This window comes from Nakamurella sp. PAMC28650 (assembly GCF_014303395.1).
Lineage (GTDB): Bacteria > Actinomycetota > Actinomycetes > Mycobacteriales > Nakamurellaceae > Nakamurella.
The window spans coordinates 5585475-5602232 of record NZ_CP060298.1 but is presented as its reverse complement, the minus strand read 5'-3'; the positions used below and the strand labels follow the sequence as shown (position 1 = coordinate 5602232).

General features: G+C 68.5%; 12 protein-coding genes and 1 tRNA gene. 9 read left to right on the top strand and 4 right to left on the bottom strand.

What is annotated here, in order from left to right; all coding sequences use genetic code 11:
- Positions 1-17: 17 nt before the first annotated feature.
- The 4 genes from efeO to H7F38_RS25200 all read left to right on the top strand — a co-directional run bounded on the left by efeO (position 18) and on the right by H7F38_RS25200 (position 3777).
- The gene (gene efeO / locus H7F38_RS25215) at positions 18-1367 is read left to right on the top strand and encodes an iron uptake system protein EfeO (protein WP_187092288.1); all 1350 of its coding nucleotides are present in this window, start codon (positions 18-20) and stop codon (positions 1365-1367) included.
- Positions 1368-1393: 26 nt separating this feature from the next.
- A complete protein-coding gene (efeB, locus tag H7F38_RS25210; protein ID WP_187094987.1) occupies positions 1394-2731 on the top strand; it encodes an iron uptake transporter deferrochelatase/peroxidase subunit in 1338 nt (445 codons plus the stop codon).
- Positions 2732-3085: 354 nt separating this feature from the next.
- Entirely contained in the window at positions 3086-3625 is a 540-nt protein-coding gene (locus H7F38_RS25205; protein WP_187092287.1) for a helix-turn-helix domain-containing protein, read from the top strand.
- Between the two features lie 79 nt (positions 3626-3704).
- Positions 3705-3777, top strand: a tRNA-Thr gene (locus H7F38_RS25200).
- Positions 3778-3860: 83 nt separating this feature from the next.
- On the opposite strand, the gene H7F38_RS25195 is transcribed toward H7F38_RS25200, so the two are convergent.
- Both H7F38_RS25195 and H7F38_RS25190 read right to left on the bottom strand, forming a co-directional pair.
- On the bottom strand, positions 3861-6257 hold the full coding sequence (locus tag H7F38_RS25195) for a hypothetical protein (protein ID WP_187092286.1): 2397 nt from the start codon (positions 6255-6257) through the stop codon (positions 3861-3863).
- A gap of 570 nt (positions 6258-6827) precedes the next feature.
- The gene (locus tag H7F38_RS25190) at positions 6828-8243 is read right to left on the bottom strand and encodes an NAD(P)/FAD-dependent oxidoreductase (protein WP_187092285.1); all 1416 of its coding nucleotides are present in this window, start codon (positions 8241-8243) and stop codon (positions 6828-6830) included.
- Positions 8244-8563: 320 nt separating this feature from the next.
- Between H7F38_RS25190 and H7F38_RS25185 the strand changes: the two genes are divergently transcribed.
- Complete coding sequence (locus H7F38_RS25185; RefSeq protein WP_187092284.1) at positions 8564-9961, top strand: serine hydrolase; 1398 nt, start codon at positions 8564-8566, stop codon at positions 9959-9961.
- A 214-nt stretch (positions 9962-10175) separates the two neighbouring features.
- Here the strand turns inward: H7F38_RS25185 and hypB are convergent, their stop codons facing one another.
- Both hypB and H7F38_RS25175 read right to left on the bottom strand, forming a co-directional pair.
- Positions 10176-11045: a hydrogenase nickel incorporation protein HypB gene (gene hypB / locus H7F38_RS25180; protein ID WP_187092283.1), complete on the bottom strand. Its 870-nt coding sequence runs from the start codon at positions 11043-11045 to the stop codon at positions 10176-10178.
- Positions 11038-11391, bottom strand: coding sequence for a hydrogenase maturation nickel metallochaperone HypA (locus H7F38_RS25175; RefSeq protein ID WP_187092282.1), 354 nt, complete (start codon positions 11389-11391; stop codon positions 11038-11040). The genes hypB and H7F38_RS25175 overlap by 8 nt, the downstream gene beginning before the upstream one ends.
- A 340-nt stretch (positions 11392-11731) precedes the next feature.
- On the opposite strand from H7F38_RS25175, the gene hypF reads away from it, so the two are divergent.
- The 4 genes from hypF to hypE are packed head-to-tail and all read left to right on the top strand — an operon-like array spanning position 11732 to position 16572.
- On the top strand, positions 11732-14080 hold the full coding sequence (gene hypF, locus H7F38_RS25170) for a carbamoyltransferase HypF (protein WP_187094986.1): 2349 nt from the start codon (positions 11732-11734) through the stop codon (positions 14078-14080).
- Entirely contained in the window at positions 14071-14400 is a 330-nt protein-coding gene (locus tag H7F38_RS25165) for a HypC/HybG/HupF family hydrogenase formation chaperone (RefSeq protein WP_187092281.1), read from the top strand. The genes hypF and H7F38_RS25165 overlap by 10 nt, the downstream gene beginning before the upstream one ends.
- Entirely contained in the window at positions 14397-15509 is a 1113-nt protein-coding gene (hypD, locus tag H7F38_RS25160) for a hydrogenase formation protein HypD (protein WP_187092280.1), read from the top strand. Before H7F38_RS25165 ends, hypD begins: the two co-directional genes overlap by 4 nt.
- Complete coding sequence (gene hypE, locus H7F38_RS25155; RefSeq protein ID WP_187092279.1) at positions 15502-16572, top strand: hydrogenase expression/formation protein HypE; 1071 nt, start codon at positions 15502-15504, stop codon at positions 16570-16572. The genes hypD and hypE overlap by 8 nt, the downstream gene beginning before the upstream one ends.
- Positions 16573-16758 lie beyond the last annotated feature (186 nt).

Genomic DNA, 16758 nt, shown 5'->3' with positions numbered 1-16758 from the left:
CCAGTAGGAGCCCCGTGATGTTCACCCTGCGACGCGACCGCGCCCGCCGATCTGCCGCGACCACGGGTTTGCTGGCCGCCGGAGCGCTGCTGCTGTCGGGCTGCGCCGCGAAGTCCGTGGCCACCGGTTCGCCCTCCGGCCCGGCAGCGTCCGGCGTCGCATCCTCTGCCGTCGCATCCTCTGCCGGTGCATCCTCTTCGGTCGCGGCCCCGGCTGGCGCAGCCGCGTCCGGAGCAGCCGCGTCAGGCGCAGGGTCGTCGAGTCCTGGGTCATCGGCGGCCACGCCGGGCGGCCCCGCGAGCGTCGCCATCACGATCACAGATGCCAAGGGCTGCATCGCTTCCCCCGACACGGTCGTGGCCGGAGCCGTCACCTTCACCGTCAAGAACATCGACGCCACCGGGATCACCGAATTGGAGCTCCTCTCCGACCAGCGCATCCTCGGCGAGCGGGAGAACCTGACGCCGGGCTTCGACTCCACCTTCTCGGTCACGGTGGACGGCGGTTCCTACCAGATCTACTGCCCGGGCGGCGCAACCGAGAAGATCCCGTTCACCGTGACCGGCCAGGCGGCGGACGTCGCAACCGGTAGCACCGCGACGCTGCTGCAGACCGCCACCGTGCACTACTCGACCTACGTCGACAACCAGATCGAATTCCTCATCCCGCCCGTCCAGGAGTTGGTGACGGCGATCAAGGCCGGCGACCTGGCTGCGGCACAGGCCGCCTACGCCAGGGCCCGTCCCTTCTACGAGCGCATCGAGCCGGTCGCCGAGTCGTTCCCCGATCTCGATTCCGCCATCGACCTGCGGATCGGTGATGTCGAGGCCGGCACCGCGTGGACCGGGTTCCACCCGATCGAGAAGGGATTGTTCGTCACGAAATCGACCAGGGGTCTCGAAGGGCTGGCAGCCGATCTGCTGACGGACGTCAAGAACCTCCAGGTGAAGGCGAAGGCGCTGTCCCAGGCCACCACGGCGAAGACGGGGAAGGGCTATCAGCCGTTCGAGATCGCCAACGGCGCGTCCGGTCTGCTGGACGAGGTGCTCAAGTCGAAGATCACCGGCGAGGAGGAGGCCTACTCCCGCATCGACCTGCTGGACTTCCAGGCGAACGTCGAGGGCTCGTTGCAGGCCTTCGCCACCCTGCAGCCGGCGCTCGACCAGATCGACCCCACCCTGGTCCCGACGATCTCGTCCAAGTTCGACGCCCTCGTCGCAGTGCTGGACACCTACCGCGATGCCAAGGCACTGGGCGGCTGGACCCCCTACCCGGAGCTCACCGCGGCGGACAAGAAGAAGCTGACCGACGCGCTGCTCGCAGTCCAGGAGCCACTGTCGGCCGTCTCGGCCAAGATCACCAGATAACCGTGGACTTGAAGCGCCAGGCGAACATGTCGAGCAGCGTCACCCCGCCGTCCCGCGGCCCCGACGGCACCCCACCCCGGCCGAGCCGGCGCAGGTTCTTCGGAACTGCGGCCGTCGCACTGGCGGCCGGTGGAGCCGCCGGCTACGGCGTCCGGACGGCGACCGCAGCGGGCACCGGTGGCGCGGTCGCCACCGGCAGCACCACCGCATCGGGCGGAGCGACGACCGACAGGTCAGCGTCGACGGTTCCCTTCTACGGTGCCCGGCAGGCCGGCATCACCACCGGCCAGCAGGAGCGGCTGATGTTCGCTTCGCTGGACATGACCAGCACCGATCCGCGGGATCTGCGGTTGCTGCTGGGTCGTTGGGCGGCGATGGCGGCCAGATTCACCTCTGGTCAGACGGTGAGCTCCTCCCCGGACAAGCCGGAGCAGCCGCCTTTCGATTCCGGAGAGGTGCTGGATTCGGGGCCGTATTCGCTCACCATCACCGTCGGGCTCGGTGCTTCGCTGTTCGACCAGAGGTTCGGTCTGGCCGGCCGGATGCCCGCTGCCCTGGCGCCGTTGGGGACCATTCCTGGCGATGCGGTGCTGCAACCCGAACTGACCGGCGGCGACCTGTGCATCCAGGCCTGTGCCGACGACCCGCAGGTGGTCTTCCACGCCATCCGCAACATGGTGCGCGCCGCGCGCGGGACCGCAGTGCTGCGCTGGTCGCAGCTGGGTTTCGGGCGCGCCTCGGCGACCGGTGCGGGGCAGAGCACCCCCCGTAACCTCTTCGGTTTCAAGGACGGCACCAACAACATCCACGCCGATGACGTGAGTGCCACGTCCGACCATGTCTGGGTGGGCCGGAAGACGGACCAGGCCTGGATGCGGGGCGGGTCGTACCTGGTCGCCCGGAAGATCAGGATGGAGATCGAGTCCTGGGACACCGACGAACTGTCGGACCAGGAGAAGATCTTCGGCCGGACCAAGGTGCGAGGCGATCCGCTGACCGGGGGTACGGAGTTCACCCCGATCGCCTTCGACAAGGCGGACGCGGACGGCACTCCGGTGATCGATCCGGCCTCCCATGTGCGGTTGGCCTCGCCCGAGGAGAACGGCGGGGTGCGCATCCTGCGTCGTGGCTACAACTACACCGACGGTCAGGATCCGCAGACCGGGAAGTTGGCGGCCGGCCTGTTCTTCATCGCCTACCAGCGCAATCCGCACCTCCAGTTCAAGGTGCTGCAGGCCAGACTGGGGTCCTCCGACCTGATGAACGAGTACATCGCGCACATCGGCGGAGGAATCTGGGCCTGCCCGCCCGGCGTCGCGGAGGCCGGCGACTGGTTCGCCAAGTCGCTGTTCACTCCCGTCTGAGGATGAGACGGACAAAATGCGCGCAGCGACGCCGGCGGGTGACCGACAACTGCGCCATATGGGCTGCTTGCGGCGATCGATAGTGTCGTATGGCTCCGAGACCTACACACGGTAGCCGTAGGGGAAACGTCACTGCTCCGAAAGGGTGCATATGTCTAGGCCGGTGTGCTTAGATCAATTGTCGCTACGTAGGGCGACCACTGGGCCCCTCTTTCGGCCAGATCGGAGCTCCTCCGGTCATCCGAACGGGTATCCGTCGGGTATTTTTGCATCAGCTCTCTTCGGGTTGGTGATTTCCCGAGCCGGGCGCGGTGCGTGACAAGCGGGTCGAGCGACAAGCATCGGAGACACACAATGAGCCAGGCCGTCGACTCGTGGTCGAAGGAGATGTTCGCGGCGGCGGTCTGCCGACTCCTGCGCGACTCACGTCGGCGGCAGAAGCTCACCCAGGCCCAGGTGGCCGCGCGCACCGGTGGGCTGATCTCCAAGGCGGCGCTGGCCAACTACGAGACCGGTCATCGGTCCCTGCGGGTCGACGTGCTGTGGGTGATCGCCAAGGCGCTCGGTGAGAACATCGGCAACCTGGTGGCCAGCGCCGAGCGCGGCATAGGACACCGACAGGACGCCGACGGCAGCAGTCCGATCACCATCGACATCGAGGAGATCAGGGAGAACGGCGATGCCAGGCTGGGCCCGGTCCGGCGGTGGATCGAGTTGCAGCACGGAATCCGTCAGCCCTCCGGCGGCGTGATGACGCTGGATCCCGGCGCGATCGTGGCGCTGTCGGCCCTGATGGGCGTCAGTCCCCTCGAATGTCGCGCCATCCTGATGACGGTGGCGGGTCGCTTCGAACAGTCGGTCTCCCACTCGATCCCGGAGCACGTCAGCGCCTGACGGCCGGCTCCCCGCAGGTGATCCGGCCCGGCCCGCCCGCGGTTAAGCTGGGGCTGTCGTCCGGAGTTCGCTCCGGCCTGCCGCCGTGGCGCAATTGGTAGCGCACCGCACTTGTAATGCGGGGGTTAGGGGTTCAAGTCCCCTCGGCGGCTCATCTGCTGATCGAGCGGCGAGCTCCGATCCCTTCTGAGCTCGATTCGTCGGGTCGGGGCCCCCCGCTCGATCCAGATCTGCCTCAGAAGAACGGCCGGGCGAAGCCAGCCCAGCTCCGAACCTGCTGAACCGTCGGCGTGACCACGTCGTAGTCCAACGCAATGCTGGCCAGGTCGTGCTGCAACTTCGCCGCCGAGTCGTCGATGGGCGCGACGAGACGTTCCAGCAATGCGGACCTGGAAGTGATGCTCGTCCCTAACAGCAGATACAGCCACCGTGCGGACTCGATGGTGATGGTCGCGTCGTCGCGGGCTGCCCGCATGAGGGCGAGATCGGCCAGGCCGCACCAGAATTGGCTGACGCCGCTGGAGACGCACACCTGCCGGGCCAGCCAATGTGGCGAACGCCGCAGCAGATCCGCTGGCCCATTGATGCCGATCGCGGCGAGTGCCTTCGCGTGGTCGGCGAGCGGCTCCAGCGCCAGAAATCCCGGAATCGGATCGCACACGATGGCGCGGAACTTCGCGGCAATGGTCTGCGACCCCGGTGGACCGGATTGACGCATCCAATTGAACGACGGATCGCGCCTGGCCCAGACCCGGTACGACTCATCGGTCGCGGCCATCTCCAGGTACGCCAGCGCACAGTCGGCCCCGCTGCCGGTCCGCAGTGCCGCCTGCGCGCAGGCCCACTCGTAGTACGCCGTCAGCCCGTTCGGTCGAGGCTCCACCGTCGGCCAGGGGAGGCGCTTTCCGGTCGCGACGATCTCGACCGGGTTGCCGTCGGTGTCGGCCAGGGCGTGGTGATCGCCGGCGGAAGTGGTGCCGGCGCGCAGACCATCGGTGGGACGGAGGTCGCCGGCCTGCTGTGAGTTGCGCAGGTAGACGCTGACCGGGTCGAGCACGTCACCGATGTCGCTGCCCAGTTGCTGCACGTCCAGGATCCGGGTGAACAGCCGAGCCGGGAGACCGGGCGACTTGATGGTGCGCAGCCAGGATTGAAGTTTCCCGCAGTCCGCCGCCGCGATGGCCCAGGCCTGGTCAGGGTCTGGCCCGTCCACCGTGCGGTCTGCCCTTACCGCGGCAACGTTGGCCCAGCCGACCACCAGATTGAGGTACACCCGAAGCAGAATGGCGCTGCGCGGCCGGCCGGCATCGGCGCGGACCACCTCGGCGTCCAGTTGGGTCCGCAGTTCCTCCAGGCGTTCGACGAACCCTTCGCTCCCATCGATGTCCCGACCGTGGAGTTCGAACAGGTAAGCCAAACGGGCTGAGGCGTTCTGACCGTCGTTGGCCACCGCTCGTGTCAGCAGTCGGACTTTCAGGTCGTGCGACTTCGCCGGCTTGGCGCTGGTGGCGATCACCTGCGCGGCGACGCTGCGCCAGCGGGTCGCCCCGTTCAGGCCGGGCTGCAGATAGCGGTATCGGGTGGACAGTTCGATCAACACGAAGGCGGCGGCGGCGGTGTAGAGATCGCCGATGATGGCGCCGTCACCGGCCGCGGGTGCCGACACGTCGGCCCGGGTTCCGGCGGTCGCGGGGAAACCGATGGTCGCCGGCTGGATGAGCTGTGCGGCGATGAGAGATCCGTTGCGGGTCAGACTCACCTCCAACGCCAGGTCGTCGATCTGACTGATCGTCAGCAACCATGGTGTCGCCGGCAGGAACAGCTGGACCAGCAGGGTCGCGGTCTTGGCCAACGCTCCGTCAGGGAGCAGTGCGATCGCATCCTTCTGCAGGGCGGACACGTCGGTCTGCGTCGGCACCTGGACACCCCTCGGGCCGCCGGAGGCCAAGCCGGACAGCCGGCTGCGGATCAGTTGTCCCACAGCGTTGTTCGGGGCCCTGTCCGGGCCGGCACCGATGATCATGGTACCGATCTGCACGCCGCGGATACGCGCGATGATCCAGCCTCCCAGCAGCGCGAAGGCAAGAGCATGCGCGAGCGTCGGCGCCCACTGGCGGGCGTCGCTCGGTGGCGTGGCCACCAGCGGGATGCTCGTCGCGAGCAGCGTCACGGCCACCACGGCCGTGGCGGCGACGCCGTCCAGTACCGCGTCGCGGGTCTTCCCCCGCCATTGGCAGCCCAGCGTGAACAGTGCCGTGGCGAACAGCCCTGCGACGTAGGCGGCGATGCTTCGATCCGTCAGCGCGGGCGGCGGGTGCGCCCAGAACGCCGCGTGCGCCACGCCGGCGCTGGCGAGCCAACTCGCGTACAGGACGGAACCGACGCCCAACAGCCAGTAGCACCAGAAGAAGACGGTTCTGGTCGGTAACGAATTCCAGGACGGCCCCGGAGTGTCGGGGCGGACGGCGATGCGGGTCAGCACCCTGGCCAGCAGCAGGATCAGCACGAGGGCCACAGCGAACGGGCCCAGGATGCGGGCGCCCGGGGCAACCCATCGGGCGTCGAAGGCGTCCCAATCGGAGGAGGCCGACTGGACGTCGTTGGGGGTGGCCCTCGGCGTGGCCAGCGCCAACGCGGCGAGGGCCTGCCCGGCGCAATCGCGCTCGCGGCTCGAGATACCCTGCGAGGCAAGCAGTTTGGTCAGCAGATTAACGGCAGCGGTCGACTGGTGGTGCTGGGCCAGGAAGTTGGCGGCCGCCAGGGCGGATTCGGCGGGGGCATCAGCGCAGAAAGCCGGTGCCGGGACACCCGGAGCGGAAGCCGCCGGCCCCGACGTCGAGGAGGTCGAGGAGGTAGCCGCCTAACTGGTCGAAGCGCTGTCCGAAGCGCAGGCAGCCAGAGCCAGCATGCCGAGTATTGCGACCAGCACCAGTCGCAGCATGCGACGTGTCACCGTGAGGTCCCGTCCACTTCGCCCGTCCACCCGGCCTGTCCACATCGCCCGTCCACTTCAGTCGTCGGCTCGCTCCGATGAGAGCCACAGGATTGCAGAGTTAGCTCGTACAGGTCAGCGAAATTCATCACAATCTGGACACAGGGGCCGTTTCCGGACGCGTGATACCGGTCGTGCGGACTTCCAAGTCTCCTGGCGGCTTGTGAATCTCGATCCGGACCGTTGACTCCTCAGGTACCGAGTGACTTCTCAGGCACCGAGTCGACGGAGGGCGGAATGGGCGGCGTTGAACCCGCACATCCCGTGCGCGCCGGCTCCCGGGGGAGTCGCGGCCGAGCACAGGTACACGCCCGGGAGGCCCAGGCTGTACGGATCCAGGGTGGTCCGGGGCCGGAACACCAACTGCCACGGCGTGTTCGCGCCGGTGACGATGTCACCGCCGACGTAGTTGGCGTTGTACTGGGCCATCTGAGTCGTCGATCGGACGTGCCGGGCCAGGATCCGGTCGCGGAAGCCCGGGGCGAACCTCTCGATCTGCGCTTCGATCGCCGCGGTGGCGTCCCCGGTGTACCCGGACGGAACGTGCGCGTAGGCGTAGAGCGGATGCACGTCGTCGCGGGAGCGCGAGCCGTCGGCGACGTACTGCTGTCCGACGAGCACGAACGGCCGCTCGGGCATCCGCCCGCGATTGACCATCTTCTCCACCAGGGCGATCTCCGACAGGCTGCCACCCACGTGCACCGTCCCGGCGCGACGTGACGGTTCGTGTGTCCAGGGCACCCCCTGCGCGACGGCGAAGTCGACCTTGAAGGACCCCGGCCCGTGGCGAAACCTGTTCAGCGACCGGATGATCCGCGGCGGCATGGTGTCGCCCGCGATGCGGGCCGCCGCTGCCGGCGCGACGTCGAGCATCACGATGTCCGGCGAGCCCAACTCGGCCAACGACGTGACAGACGTGCCCGTCAGGAACGTCGCTCCCAGGCTGGTCAGCATCGACACCTGCGCCGCGGCGATGGCTCCGGAACCGCCTGCGGCGACGGGCCATCCGTAGCGGTGCGCAGCGGTACCCAGGGCGAGCCCGATGGCGGCGGACATCGGCGAGTCGAACGGCCGGAACGCATGGGCCGCAACGCCTGCGACGAGCGCGCGGGCCTCGTCGGTGGACCAGCGCCGAGCCAGCCACCCGGTCGGCAGCGCCGCGTACGCGCCGAATCTGGCCAGTTGCAGCGGGTGCGCGGGTACGTGCAGCATCGGCCGGAGGAAGTCCTCGGCGATTACGTCGAAACGATCGGACAGGGCTCCGAACAGCGACGTCCATCGCGGCCCGTCGCTACCGAGGGCCGCCGCCGTGTCCGGCACCGATCGCCATGCTGCGGCGCCGCGCCCGCCGTCGAGCGGATGGCTGTACTGAACCTCGGGCCACCGCCAGGAGAGCCCGTGAGCGGTCAGGTCGAACTGCCGCGAGAACGGAGTGTCCAGGGCCAGCGGGTGGAACCCCGAGCACTCGTCGTGAACGAGACCGGGCAGCGTCAGTTCGCTGCTGCGAACGCCGCCACCGAGGGTGTCGGCGGCCTCCACCACCTGCACCTGCACGCCGGCGGCGGCCAGGACCAGTGCGGCCGCCAGTCCGTTGGGCCCGCTGCCGACCACCACTGCGTTCGTCATCCCTCCACCTTGACAGGCCGCGCGGCCGGCGATTCCCTCTCTGGGACCGTGAGGCTCTGCAACCAACAACGGGCCTGCAGCGCGGGATCCTCGGTTCCCTGGGGGGTGCGCGCCGGTCAGGTGGTGCCGTGGGCCGGTGCCCGACGGCGCCGACTGCTGGTGCGGTAGGCGGTTCGTCGATGCCCACCGATTGCTCCCGCCGGCCGACCAGGGCCGCCGGGAGCTCCGTCGAGGCCTGTTCGAAAGGACTCGAACTGCGGACGCGCCCTCGAGTCGGCCGTGCCGGGCCCGGCACGGCCGGCGTCGGGGATGATGACGTGATGAACGAGACGAAACCGCTGCCCGACCAGGAGTCCATCGCCGAGGCGCTGGCCTACTTCGATTCCTATCTCGAGTTCCGGCAGGTCTTCGGGCGGATCCCCGGAGTCCAGGCCGCCGTGTTCACCGGCGGCGGTGTCGCCCTGTCCACCGCGCACGGCCAGGCCGACGTGGAGGCCGATGTCCCGCTGACGACGTCCCACCTGTTCCGGATCGCCTCGCATTCCAAGACGTTCACCGCGACCCTGATCCTGCGGCTCGTCGAGGCGGGACGGCTCAGGCTGGACGACAGCGCCGCGGCCCACGTCGATTCGCTGGCCGGCACCGTGGCAGGCACCCGGACCGTGCGCGAGCTGCTGGAGCATGCCTCCGGTCTCTACCGGGACAGCCTGAACGGTGACTTCTGGCAGCTGGTCGGCCCCTTCCCGGATGCGGAGCGACTGCAGGAGATCCTGCTCGATCCGGCCGCACCGGTGATCCCGGCCAACGAGCGGTTCAAGTATTCCAACATCGCCTATTCGCTCCTGGGCCTGATCATCGAAGCCGTCGCCGGCACGTCCTACGCGGACGCGGTGACGTCCGGAATCATCGACCGGCTCGGTCTGCAGGACGTCGGACCCGAGTACGACCCACACCGCTCGAACGAATACGCCGCCGGATACACCTCCCTGGCGTACGCCCGGAAGCGTTCGCCCATCGACCATGTCGATACCAGGGCGATGGCGGCGGCCACCGGGTTCTTTGCCACCGCGAGCGATCTGGTGACCTATTTCTCCGCCCATTTCTTCGGCGACGAGCGGTTGCTGTCCGACGCAGGCAAGCGGCAGATGCAGCATCCGGCCTGGAAGGTCGAGTCGGGGGAGACGCAGTACGGTCTCGGACTGGCGGTGACCCAGGTGGGCGAGCGCGAGATGATCGGTCACGGCGGAGGTTACCCGGGCCACATCACCAACTCGGTGGCTGATACCCATGCGGGACTTGCCGTTTCGGTGCTCACCAACTGCATCGACGGACCGGCCGAGGCCCTGGCCCACGCCTGCGTCAAGCTGATCGACCTCGCCGGCAGAAAGCCGCGTGGTGACGGCATCGGTCTCGGCCGTTTCGCCGGTCGCTATGCATCGCTCTGGGGAGTGATCGACATCGCGTTGCTCGGTGGCCGGCTCTACCAGATCCATCCCACCGCAGTCGATCCCACCGCTGAAGCAGCCGAACTGGTCTTCGTCGACGATCACACCCTGCGGGTCGCGGGAGGTGCCGGGTTCGAGTCCTACGGCGAGCACTATCGATTCACCTTCGGCTCCGACGGCGAGGTCCGGTCGATGCGCGGGGGCAGCGCCACCACGATGTATCCGCTCGCGGACTACACCGTCCCCGAGCGGGTCGTCGCGCAACACCGGTAGTACCGGGACTGCACCGGTAGTACCGGGACTGCACCGGTAGTACCGGGACTGCACCGGTAGTACCGCGGCTGCACCGGTAGTACCGCCCGCAGTGCTACCGGCGCAGCGGGGGTCATACCGGTGCCGGTGCCGCGTGGTGTCCGTCATACGAGTGGAGACGTGGCGCAGCGGCGGGGACGTGGGACAGGGGAGCGGCAATCAGGGTCGGCCTCGGTCAGCGGTGCGCGGGATGGCCGGCCAGGGATGCGGTGGCGCCGGTCCAGGTGTCGGTGATCCAGCGGCACCACTCGTCCACGCCGTCGCCGGTCCGTGCACTCACCTCGATGGTCGCCACGTGCGGGTTGATCTGCCGCAGGTTCGCGCGGAAGAGGCCGAGATCGAAATCGAGGTGCGGCAGCAGGTCGATCTTGTTGATCACCACCAGATCCACGGAGCGGAACATCACCGGGTACTTGAGCGGCTTCTCCTCCCCCTCGGTGATCGAGTAGATCATCGCCCTGGCGTGTTCGCCGACGTCGAACTCGGCCGGGCAGACGAGGTTGCCGACGTTCTCGATGAGGACGACGTCCAGATCGTCCAGCGGGAGGCGCTTTACGGCGGACCGCACCATCGGCGCGTCGAGGTGGCATTCGCCGCCGAAGCCGTTGCCGGTGTTGATCAGGGTGATCTCGGCGCCCAGCCCGGCCAGACGATCGGCGTCCAGGCTCGTCTCGATGTCGCCCTCGATGATCCCCATCCTGGCGGTACCGCTGATCCGGAGAAGGGTTTCGCGCAGCAACGTGGTCTTGCCCGCCCCCGGGGACGACATCAGGTTGATCGTGCAGACCCCGTGCTCGGCGAAATCGCTCCGGTTGGCGTCCGCGGTCCGGTCGTTCTCGTCGAAGATCCGCTCCAGGACGTCGATCCGCTCGCCCCCGGTCCGATAACCGCTGTGATCACCCAACTCCCGGCCCTTCGACGGCCCCCGCGCCTGACCGTGATCCGGTGGATGAACAGCCGACCCGCTGGGCTCGTCGTGCCCGTGTGATTGTTCGTCCGCGTGCTCGTGGGTCGTTCCGTCGTCGTGCCGGTGGAATCTACCCATGTTCCTGCACCTCCGCGAGGTCGAGCGTCGTGATCAGGAATTCTTCGCCGGACGTTACCTCGACGTGCGTGCCCCCGCAGCCCGTGCAGCTGAAATTCGGGTGGGCGCCCACCTCCCGGATCTGCCCGCACGACTGGCAGGTGACCACGGCGGCAATGCGGTCCACCTCGAGGATGGACCCGTCGAGGACCGTGTCAGCAGTCACGAGACCCCAGCAGTAGACGAGAGTCTCCGGGACGATCTGCCGGAGTTGCCCGACCTGGAGATGAATGGTCCGCACCGGCCGTCCGTTCGCGGATCGGTTCACGATCTTCGCGATGGAGCTGCAGATGGACAGCTCATGCATGGATGAACCGCGGCTTCGATGGACCTTTCACGGTCTCTCCTTCGGATCGCCGGCGGCGGTGGATGCGGCGGAAGAACCTCGGCATTCTCCGCGAAGACGAGCACAGTGAACCACTCCTGCCTCCCGGCCGGCGCCCGGCGGCGGTGGACACCGGCAACCACCCGGGTCGTCGTCGGGGAGCGGAAAGGTGAAGAGCATGATGTGCAGTAGTCCCGGGACGGATCCAGCAGGTTTCCACGAGGGTGGTGCACCCATGGCGGTCGTCGACTTCGACGGGGCGCAGCGGCGGATCTGCCTGCCGTACGTGCCTGATCCGGCCGTCGGGGCGACGGGTGGATCGATGCTGCGCAGCTCTTCTCTGCGGTGCCGGCGCCGGATCCGCGTGTCGGGCCTCGTCCAGGGCGTCGGGTTCCGACCTTTCGTGTACGCCACCGCGATGGAGTTCCACCTGGCCGGATCGGTGATCAACGACAGCGCCGGGGTGCTGATCGAACTCGAGGGCGATCCGGCGGCCGTCGAGGAATTCCTGGTGCGTCTGCGCCGCCGGCCCCCACCGCTGGCCGTCGTGGACCGGGTCGAGACATCCGACATCCCGGTCCGGGGCGGCACCGGGTTCCACATCGGCGCGACCGCGGCCGGTTCGGCGGGTCGCACTCTGGCGTCCCCCGACGTGGCCACCTGCCGTGACTGCCTCGCCGAGATGGGCGATCCGGCGGACCGGCGATACCGGCACCCGTTCATCACCTGCACCAACTGCGGGCCGCGGTTCACCGTCATCACCTCGCTCCCGTACGACCGCGCCAGCACCACGATGGCCGGGTTCCAGATGTGCCCGGCCTGCCTCGCGGAGTACAACGATCCCGCCGATCGCCGGTTCCACGCACAGCCGATCGCCTGCCGGGAGTGCGGGCCGCGACTGCAGTTCCTGGTGCCGGGGGAGCCCGCGACGACCGACGAGGCGGCGATGGCTGCAGCCCGGGCGGCGCTCTCGGCCGGCCGCATCCTCGCGGTCAAGGGTCTGGGTGGCTACCACCTGGTCTGCGATGCCGGTGACGATCGGGCCGTGGCCGAACTCCGCCGACGAAAGAAGCGCGGTGACAAGCCCTTCGCTGTGATGGTCCCCGACCTGAGCACCGCGGCGATGGTCGCCGACCTGACGCTGGAGGAGGCCGCGCTGCTGGAGAGCCGGGCCCGGCCGATCGTGTTGCTGTCCACGCGCGCCGACGGACCGGTCAGGGTCGCCGTCTCGGTGGCCCCGGGCAACCCGGACCTGGGCGTGCTGCTGCCGTACACGCCTGTGCACGCCCTGCTGTTCGGCCTGCCCGGCGATGCGCCTTCCCCGGTGGTCCTGGTGATGACCTCGGGGAACATGTCGGGCGAGCCGATCATCACCGACGACGAGGACGCCGTGGAGCTGCTCGGCCCGATCGTCGACGGCTGGTTGCGTCATGATCGCCCGATCCACGTACCGTGCGACGACTCCGTGGCCCGTGTCGTGGACGGCGGACCGCAACCCATCCGCCGGTCCAGAGGCTATGCGCCACTGCCGATCGCGCTCCCGGTCCCGGTGGAGGCGATGCTGGCGGTCGGCGCGGACCTGAAGAACACCTGCTGCATCGCCGACGGCGGGTACGCCTGGATGAGCCAGCACATCGGGGACATGGACGACGTGCGCTCGTTGGAGACGCTCGGCGTCACCGCCGGTCATCTGAAGATGCTGACCGGTGTCGTTCCGGGGCTGGTGGTCTCGGACCGTCACCCCGGGTACCGGAGCACCGCGTGGGCCGATCGTCAGCCCGTGCACCGGTCGCAGGTCCAACATCACCATGCGCACATCTGCTCCGTCCTGGCCGAGCACGGCTGGGGCGATCAACCGGTCATCGGGATCGCATTCGACGGAACCGGTTTCGGCTCCGACGGTGCGGTCTGGGGCGGAGAGGTGTTGATCGCCCGCTATCAGGACTTCTCCCGGTTCGCCCATCTCGGGTACGTGCCACTGCCCGGCGGAGATGCAGCGGTGGAGCGGCCCTACCGGATGGCGCTGTCGCATCTCACGGCCGCCGGGGTGCCGTGGGACCAGGATCTGGCCTGTGTGGTGCACTGTCCGCCGGAGGAGCGCCGGGTGCTCCGGCACCAACTCGACACCGGATTCGCATGCGTTCCCACCTCCAGCATGGGCCGACTGTTCGACGCCGTCAGCGCGATTGCGGGCGTGCGTCAGGTGGCCGACTACGAGGCGCAGGCCGCCATCGAGCTGGAAGGGCTGTCCCGCAACCGGTTCCGCCTGTCGCCCATGGCCTACGCCTTCGGCATCGGCGGGACCGGCACCACCGGGGCCGACGGGCTGGTGGTGGACTGCGGTCCGGTGATCAGGGCCGTCGCCGCCGACGCGCTGGACGGCCGGCCGGCCGGCGACATCGGCGCGCGTTTCCATCGTGGGGTCGTCGATCTGGTGGTGACCCTGGCCGACCGGGCCCGCGAGTCGACCGGCCTGGCCACCGTTGCTCTGTCGGGCGGCGTGTTCCAGAACGCGCTGCTGCTGGGTGCGTCCTGCGACCGACTGCGTCGTGCCGGTTTCACCGTCCTGCGCAATCGTCGGGTCCCGCCGAATGACGGCGGTCTGGCCCTGGGTCAGCTGGCTGCCGCCGGCGCACAGCATGTCGAGAGAGGGGTTCCACCATGTGTCTAGCCGTTCCGGGCCGCATCCTGAGGATGTTCGAGGCTGACGACACGCTGATGTCAGAGGTGGATTTCGGCGGTGTCGTGAAGCAGGTGTGCCTGGAGTACGTCCCCGACGCCGCCGTCGGTGACTACGTCATCGTGCACGTGGGGTTCGCACTGCAGAAACTGGACGAGGAGTCCGCGCTGGCCACGCTGGCGGAATTCGAGAGGCTCGGCATCATGGCGGAGGAATTCGGGGACGGCTTCGCGCTGGCCGCCAGAGCGGCCGGCCCGAGCGGGGACCCGACGACCAGCGGCGTCGCCCTGACGAACGGAGCAGGACGATGAAATACCTGGAGGAGTTCTCCAATCCCGATCTGGCCCACAATCTGCTGGATCGGATCCGGGCGGCCGCCACCCGCCGCTGGGCGATCATGGAGGTGTGCGGCGGGCAGACCCACTCGATCATCCGGCACGGCATCGACCAGCTCCTGCCGGACGAGATCGAGATGATCCACGGCCCGGGGTGTCCGGTCTGCGTGACCCCGCTGGAGATCATCGACCGGGCGCTGTCGATCGCGGCCCGGCCGGGGGTCATCTTCTGCTCCTTCGGGGACATGCTCCGGGTGCCGGGATCCAAGGACGACCTGTTCCGGGTCAAGAGTCTGGGCGGCGACGTCCGGGTGGTCTACTCGCCGCTAGATGCGCTGAAGATCGCGAAGGACAACCCCGACCGTCAGGTGGTCTTCTTCGGCATCGGCTTCGAGACCACCGCCCCCGCCAATGCGATGACGGTCTACCAGGCAAAACGGCTTGGTATCGAAAACTTCTCGCTGCTGGTCTCGCACGTGCTGGTCCCCCCGGCCATCTCTGCGATCATGGAGTCGCCGACCTGCCGGGTCCAGGCCTTCCTGGCGGCCGGGCACGTGTGCAGCGTGATGGGGACGCGGGAGTACCCGTCGCTGGCCGCGAAGTACGAGGTGCCGATCGTGGTCACCGGATTCGAGCCGCTGGACATCCTGGAGGGGATCCGCAAGACGGTGCTGCAACTGGAATCCGGTCGACACGAGGTCGAGAACGCCTACTCCCGCGCCGTCACCGAGGAGGGCAACCCGGCCGCCCAGGCCATGCTGGACGATGTGTTCGAACGGACGGACCGGGTCTGGCGGGGGATCGGGATGATTCCGGGCAGCGGCTGGCAGCTGGCACCGAAATATGCCGCGTTCGACGCCGAGAACCGATTCGACGTGCGCAACATCAAGACGGAGGAATCGACGCTCTGCCGGTCCGGCGAGGTGCTGCAGGGGCTGATCAAGCCCCATGAATGTGCAGCCTTCGGCAAGGAATGCACTCCCCGCAATCCGTTGGGCGCCACCATGGTCTCTTCCGAGGGTGCGTGCGCCGCCTACTACCTCTACCGTCGTCTCGAGCTCACCCCGGCGGCCAGTCATGCCTGAACGACGCGACGCTGCACCGGATTTCGACGGCTGGACCTGTCCGGTCCCGCTCCGGGACTCACCGCACATCGTGATGGGGCACGGTGGCGGTGGCGCGATGTCCGGCGAGCTGATCGAGCACCTGTTCCTGCCGGCCTTCGGTGCGGCTGCCGCCGCCGAGCTCGCCGACTCCGCGGTGCTGCCGCGCCCGGCCGGGCGGCTGGCGTTCTCCACCGACTCCTACGTGGTCAAGCCGATGTTCTTCCCCGGGGGGAACATCGGCGACCTGGCCGTCAACGGAACGGTCAACGACCTGGCCATGTCCGGTGCCCGGCCTCTCTATCTCTCGACCGCCTTCATCCTGGAGGAGGGCACCGCGCTGACCGACATCAATCGGATCGCCACGGCGATGGGCAACGCCGCCGCGGTAGCGGGCGTGCAACTGGTCACCGGCGACACCAAGGTGGTCGACACCGGAAACGGGGACGGCGTCTTCATCAATACCGCGGGAATCGGGGTGATCGACGACGGCGTCGACATCCGGCCCACCCGGGCCGCGGTCGGCGACGTGGTGCTGATCAGCGGGCCGATCGGGCTGCACGGGGTGGCGATCATGAGTTGCCGGGAAGGGCTGGAGTTCGGCACCAGCATCGAGACCGACAGTGCCCCGTTGCACGGGATGGTGGCAGCGATGATCGCGACCGGTGCGGACATCCACGTCCTGCGTGATCCGACCCGCGGCGGGGTGTCGGCCTCGCTCAACGAGATCGCCAGGGCCTCCGGCGTCGGAATCGACCTGGTGGAAAAGGATCTGCCCATTCCGGAGCTGGTGGCGAACGCCTGCAGCCTGCTGGGCCTTGACCCTCTGCAGGTGGCGAACGAGGGCAAGTTGATCGCGATCGTCGCCCAGCCCGACGCCGAGAGGGTGCTGTCGGCGATGCAGGCCCACGAGAACGGCAAGGAGGCCACCGTCATCGGTCGGTGCGGTTCGGCACACGCCGGCATGGTGGTCGCGCGCACGGCCCTGGGCGGCAACCGGGTGGTGGATCTGCCGATCGGCGAGCAACTACCCAGGATCTGTTGATGGACCGGCCCGCCCCGGTGGAAGCCGACGCGATGCTCGCGCGAACGGGACTCGATCCGATGGACCCTGTGCTGGAGGGCCTACCGGCCGGCCGACGACCTGCTGGAGCAGACCGACCCGGACTCCTTCGCGGCCGCCGCCGATGCCGCCGCCCGCACCAGGGCCGCATCGATCCGACGTTGTTCA

Bases quoted from the DNA above. Each gene is read 5' to 3' on its own strand.
- efeO (WP_187092288.1), top strand. From the start codon at position 18: ATGTTCACCCTGCGACGCGACCGCGCCCGCCGATCTGCCGCGACCACG.
- efeB (WP_187094987.1), top strand. From the start codon at position 1,394: ATGTCGAGCAGCGTCACCCCGCCGTCCCGCGGCCCCGACGGCACCCCA.
- H7F38_RS25205 (WP_187092287.1), top strand. From the start codon at position 3,086: ATGAGCCAGGCCGTCGACTCGTGGTCGAAGGAGATGTTCGCGGCGGCG.
- H7F38_RS25190 (WP_187092285.1), bottom strand. From the start codon at position 8,243: ATGACGAACGCAGTGGTGGTCGGCAGCGGGCCCAACGGACTGGCGGCC.
- H7F38_RS25185 (WP_187092284.1), top strand. From the start codon at position 8,564: ATGAACGAGACGAAACCGCTGCCCGACCAGGAGTCCATCGCCGAGGCG.
- hypB (WP_187092283.1), bottom strand. From the start codon at position 11,045: ATGGGTAGATTCCACCGGCACGACGACGGAACGACCCACGAGCACGCG.
- H7F38_RS25175 (WP_187092282.1), bottom strand. From the start codon at position 11,391: ATGCATGAGCTGTCCATCTGCAGCTCCATCGCGAAGATCGTGAACCGA.
- hypF (WP_187094986.1), top strand. From the start codon at position 11,732: ATGCTGCGCAGCTCTTCTCTGCGGTGCCGGCGCCGGATCCGCGTGTCG.
- H7F38_RS25165 (WP_187092281.1), top strand. From the start codon at position 14,071: ATGTGTCTAGCCGTTCCGGGCCGCATCCTGAGGATGTTCGAGGCTGAC.
- hypD (WP_187092280.1), top strand. From the start codon at position 14,397: ATGAAATACCTGGAGGAGTTCTCCAATCCCGATCTGGCCCACAATCTG.
- hypE (WP_187092279.1), top strand. From the start codon at position 15,502: ATGCCTGAACGACGCGACGCTGCACCGGATTTCGACGGCTGGACCTGT.